Genomic DNA, 4749 nt, shown 5'->3' on the forward strand with positions numbered 1-4749 from the left:
CATAAAAGTGTTTGTCTTGCTCGTTTTTAAAACTGACGGAATTAATTCTTAATTCCTTACCTATTTCTTTTGTTCAGTTTTCAAAGAACTTGTTTTGCTTGTCTTTTTCCGAGACAGCTTTATTATCTTACCGAATCGAAGTTATAAAGTCAAGCGTTTTTAAAATCTTTTTTAAGATTATGGTGGGCCTAAATGGACTCGAACCATCGACCTCACGCTTATCAGGCGTGCGCTCTAACCAGCTGAGCTATAGGCCCGTGAAAATAATGGAGCGGGTGATGAGAATCGAACTCACGACCAGAGCTTGGAAGGCTCTTGTTTTACCACTAAACTACACCCGCATTAAGAATGGTCGGGAAGACAGGATTTGAACCTGCGACCCCCTGGTCCCAAACCAGGTGCTCTACCAAGCTGAGCCACTTCCCGTAATATGGCGCGCCCTGAGAGATTCGAACTCCCGACCTTTTGATTCGTAGTCAAACACTCTATCCAGCTGAGCTAAGGGCGCCTATTATTAATTGCATTATATGTTGTTGTGTTAAGTTGGTGCGGTCGAGAGGACTCGAACCTCCACGGGGTTGCCCCCACTAGCCCCTCAAGCTAGCGCGTCTGCCATTCCGCCACGACCGCGCGGCTAGATGCCAGCGCATGAGCACTGCAACTTATAAGTTAAAAAGTATGGTGCGGGTGAAGGGACTCGAACCCCCACGTCAAAGACACTAGATCCTAAGTCTAGCGCGTCTGCCAATTCCGCCACACCCGCGTTGTAAAATATGGTGAGCCATGAAGGATTCGAACCTTCGACCCTCTGATTAAAAGTCAGATGCTCTACCAACTGAGCTAATGGCTCTCACTAAAAACATTCTGTATTTTAAACAATCATCTTAAAAAGAAAAAATGGCTGGGCTAGATGGATTCGAACCATCGCATGACGGAGTCAAAGTCCGTTGCCTTACCGCTTGGCTATAGCCCAATGCCTATTTCATAAAAGTGGCGGACCCGACCGGGGTCGAACCGGCGATCTCCTGCGTGACAGGCAGGCATGTTAACCACTACACCACGAGTCCACTTTATATAAAAGGTATTAAATTCTTATTGGTGACCCGTACGGGATTCGAACCCGTGTTACCGCCGTGAAAGGGCGGTGTCTTAACCGCTTGACCAACGGGCCACATGGCAGAGAAGAAGGGATTCGAACCCTCGCACCGCGTTAGCGATCTACACCCTTAGCAGGGGCGCCCCTTGAGCCACTTGGGTACTTCTCTGTATGGCTCCACAGGTAGGACTCGAACCTACGACCGATCGGTTAACAGCCGATAGCTCTACCACTGAGCTACTGTGGAATGTCTTTTAAGGACAATTAATATCATAATTGTTTTAGCGTCAGATGTCAACCTGTTTTAGAAGGTTTTTTCTAAGTTGCACTGTGCTGCAAACACGCTCTTTAAAAGGTTATGTACGAGTCATGTCTAACAGCGACTTTATTAAATTACCACATACTTATAATTGAAGTCAACACCCTATTTTACAGAAACCTGTTTCAATTTTCCTCTGCACTTCCCGCATACGTATCTTTTTGTATCAATTTGCCGTTTCCTTTTATAGGACTGCATACAGTCTTTGCATATATAGTGATATTTATAACTCTCTGTTCTTCTTTTTCCAGGAATCGATTGACAAAAACGCGATCCTCCGACTTTTTTTAATAACACTTTAAAATCAGTGTCTGCATGTTTATAACCTCTTCTTTCAATATGAAGATGATAATGACAAAGCTCATGCTTGATAACGCCAATCAGCTCATCTATTCCAAACTCTGCATAAAGGTGCGGATTTAATTCGATATTGTGAGACTTCAAAAGATAACGTCCGCCTGTTGTTCGCAGCCTTTTATTAAAATTCGCCTCATGACGGAATGGTTTATCGAAGTAATCCATTGATATACTTTCCGTTAATTTTTGCAGCTCTTGATCTGTCATGTGTATACTCCTTATTTTTTCATGGTTCACACTAACAAGCACCTCAACATAGACTAATACACAAATAACGGTTGGGAAGTTCAAGGAGGTAATCTAATGCCTACATGGTTTAAAAGACAGCTCCGCCGCGCTTATTACCAGAAAGATCGCTACCAAATCCGTTTATTAAATCAGTGCTGGTTCTTTTATAATCGAAAGCACTCCTCCAGTGAAGAATAATCTGCTGGAGAAGCGCTTTTTTTCCTGTATACTTTTTTATCCCTTTTTAGGAGCTATCATTGTTAGTGCAATTCTTTGTTTGTTTACATCGACTGAGTCGACCCATACAGTTACAACTTGACCGACACTTACTACATCCATCGGATTTTTCACAAAACGGTCTGTTAATTTTGAAATATGAACAAGGCCATCTTGTTTGACCCCAATATCTACAAACGCTCCAAAGTCTACTACATTTCGGACCGTTCCTTGCAGTTCCATACCAGCTGATAGATCTTCCATTTTAAGCACATCTGTTTTTAAAACAGGTCCTGAAAAATTATCACGCGGGTCACGGCCTGGTTTCGTAAGTCCATCCATTATATCTTTTAATGTCGGTATACCGATATCTAGTTTAACAGAAGTATCCTCAAGCGAAATGGTCTTTAATTTTTCTGCAAGTGCTTCTGTCCCGATGTCTTTTGTGGAAAAACCAAGCTCTTTCAATAATGAAATCGTACCTGGATAACTCTCCGGATGAATCCCTGTTTGGTCCAGTGGCTGATCGCCTTCCATCACTCGCAAAAATCCGATACATTGTTCGTATGTTTTTGCACCAAGGCGCGGAATTTTCTTCAGTTCTTTCCGGTTTTGGAATTTACCGACTTCGTTTCTTTTAGTGATAATGTTTTGAGCGACTGTTTTAGACAAGCCTGAAACATATTGAAGAAGTGAAGATGACGCTGTATTCACGTTTACCCCAACTTGGTTAACCGCTGTTTCAACAACAAATGAAATCTCTTCCCCTAGACGCTTTTGAGAAACATCATGCTGATATTGTCCGACGCCAATGGATTTCGGATCAATTTTCACGAGTTCTGCTAAAGGATCTTGAAGTCTGCGCGCGATGGAAACCGCACTTCTCTCTTCAACTTGCAGGTCCGGGAACTCTTCACGAGCTACTGTTGATGCCGAATAAACACTTGCTCCTGCTTCGTTCACAATTACATACGCCACGGATTTAGGGAGATCTTTTAACGTTTCAGCAATAAATTGTTCAGTTTCACGCGACGCTGTACCGTTACCGATCGCAGCAATTTCAATATCATATTTATCAATCAGCTGCTTTACGACAGCTGCCGATTTTTCAACTTCTGACCGTGGCGGTGTTGGATAGATGGTTTGAATGTGCAGCACCTTCCCCGTTTCATCAACTACCCCTAGCTTACAGCCTGTTCGGTACGCTGGATCGACACCTAAAACGACTTTTCCTTTTAATGGCGCCTGCAGTAATAAACTTCTTACATTCTCAGAAAAAATGTGAATGGCACGTTCTTCAGCTTGTTCCGTTAACGCAGCGCGTATCTCTCTTTCAATCGACGGGGCAATCAATCGTTTATAAGCATCTTCTATTGCCTCACGAATATAAGGAACTGCTTGTGAATCGGTTCTTTTTACTGTTTTACGATCCATTTTAGAGATGATCAATTCAGAGGGAGCACTGATTCCAACCTTTAAAATATCTTCTTTCTCGCCTCGGTTTGCCGCTAAAACTCGATGAGGTACGATTTTACGGATCGGTTCTTGGTATTCATAATACATTTCAAATACTTTCTTCTCATCGGCTTCTGTATTTTTTCCTTCTGTTTTTATCTCACCTTTTGAAAAAGTGTCCTCACGAATCCATTTACGCATATCTGCATCATCAGATAACATTTCAGCGATGATATCTTTTGCACCTTGAAGGGCATCTTCAGCAGACAATACTTCTTTTTCCTCATTTATGTAAGATTTTGCAGCGTCTAAAGGATTTTCGTTTCGTTGTTCCAATAACCACAAAGCTAGCGGTTCTAATCCTTTTTCTTTTGCTACTGTCGCTTTTGTACGCCGCTTTTGTTTATATGGACGGTACAAATCTTCAATTTCCTGAAGCTTTTGAGCTTTATTAATGGATGCTGCTAGTTCTTCCGTAAGTTTCCCTTGTTCCTCGATAAGACGGATCACTTCTTCTTTTCGTGAAGCTAGGTTTTGTAAATACGTCCAGCGATCCATAATATCTTTGATCTGAACTTCATCAAGACCACCTGTTAGCTCTTTACGGTAGCGTGCGATAAAGGGTACCGTATTCCCCTCTTCCAATAAACTGATTACCTGATTAATTTGTTTCCCTTTAATATTCAATTCTTTTTCGATGACAAATAACGCTTGTTCATTCACAGGTTGTCCCAATAAGAACACTCCTTTTCAATCAATTACATCTATTATAACGAATAAAAGCATTTCTATAAAATGCCGGCGAAATGTTGTTTTTGAGTGCAGTTAATACCCAGGATGCTCTCTTTCCGCGGGGAGTTCGTCCTTTGTTGCTTTTGAATGGGGTTAATTTCCGCTTAAGGACTCGCTTTTCACAAGGTGTGCTGTAAGCCCATAATCTTTTGGTGATTTAGAAGCAAGAAGGTCGAGGAAGTAAAGATTCGAGGAAACGGAGCGTATTTCTCATACGTGAGTACCGCAGAATCAAAACTGACAAAGAGATTCGCAGCTTATCTTCCACTTCAAATCTTTTGGTGAT

3 protein-coding genes and 12 tRNA genes are annotated in these 4749 nt (G+C 41.9%); 1 reads left to right on the top strand and 14 read right to left on the bottom strand.

Features of this window, described 5'->3' with window-relative positions; genetic code table 11:
• Positions 1-180: 180 nt before the first annotated feature.
• The 13 genes from J2X07_RS19830 to J2X07_RS19890 all read right to left on the bottom strand — a co-directional run bounded on the left by J2X07_RS19830 (position 181) and on the right by J2X07_RS19890 (position 1979).
• A tRNA-Ile gene (locus J2X07_RS19830) sits at positions 181-257 on the bottom strand.
• Positions 258-267: 10 nt separating this feature from the next.
• Positions 268-341, bottom strand: a tRNA-Gly gene (locus J2X07_RS19835).
• 8 nt (positions 342-349) lie between these two features.
• Positions 350-426: transfer RNA gene (locus J2X07_RS19840), tRNA-Pro, on the bottom strand.
• Between the two features lie 5 nt (positions 427-431).
• Positions 432-508 (bottom strand) — tRNA-Arg (locus tag J2X07_RS19845).
• A 36-nt stretch (positions 509-544) separates the two neighbouring features.
• Positions 545-630, bottom strand: a tRNA-Leu gene (locus J2X07_RS19850).
• A 49-nt stretch (positions 631-679) separates the two neighbouring features.
• Positions 680-763, bottom strand: a tRNA-Leu gene (locus J2X07_RS19855).
• 11 nt (positions 764-774) lie between these two features.
• Positions 775-850: transfer RNA gene (locus tag J2X07_RS19860), tRNA-Lys, on the bottom strand.
• A gap of 48 nt (positions 851-898) precedes the next feature.
• Positions 899-973, bottom strand: a tRNA-Gln gene (locus J2X07_RS19865).
• Positions 974-991: 18 nt separating this feature from the next.
• A tRNA-Asp gene (locus tag J2X07_RS19870) sits at positions 992-1067 on the bottom strand.
• Between the two features lie 29 nt (positions 1068-1096).
• A tRNA-Glu gene (locus tag J2X07_RS19875) sits at positions 1097-1171 on the bottom strand.
• Positions 1172-1174: 3 nt separating this feature from the next.
• Positions 1175-1265, bottom strand: a tRNA-Ser gene (locus J2X07_RS19880).
• Positions 1266-1268: 3 nt separating this feature from the next.
• A tRNA-Asn gene (locus J2X07_RS19885) sits at positions 1269-1343 on the bottom strand.
• Between the two features lie 177 nt (positions 1344-1520).
• Positions 1521-1979: a SprT family protein gene (locus J2X07_RS19890; protein ID WP_310262944.1), complete on the bottom strand. Its 459-nt coding sequence runs from the start codon at positions 1977-1979 to the stop codon at positions 1521-1523.
• Positions 1980-2075: 96 nt separating this feature from the next.
• Here J2X07_RS19890 and cmpA point away from each other — a divergent pair, with 96 nt between their 5' ends.
• Entirely contained in the window at positions 2076-2198 is a 123-nt protein-coding gene (cmpA, locus tag J2X07_RS19895; RefSeq protein WP_130297391.1) for a cortex morphogenetic protein CmpA, read from the top strand.
• 36 nt (positions 2199-2234) lie between these two features.
• Here the strand turns inward: cmpA and J2X07_RS19900 are convergent, their stop codons facing one another.
• Positions 2235-4406, bottom strand: coding sequence for a Tex family protein (locus J2X07_RS19900; RefSeq protein WP_310262949.1), 2172 nt, complete (start codon positions 4404-4406; stop codon positions 2235-2237).
• Between the last annotated feature and the right edge of the window lie 343 nt (positions 4407-4749).

The sequence above is a fragment of the Fictibacillus barbaricus genome, assembly GCF_031457135.1.
GTDB classification, from domain to species: Bacteria; Bacillota; Bacilli; order Bacillales; family Fictibacillaceae; genus Fictibacillus; species Fictibacillus barbaricus_A.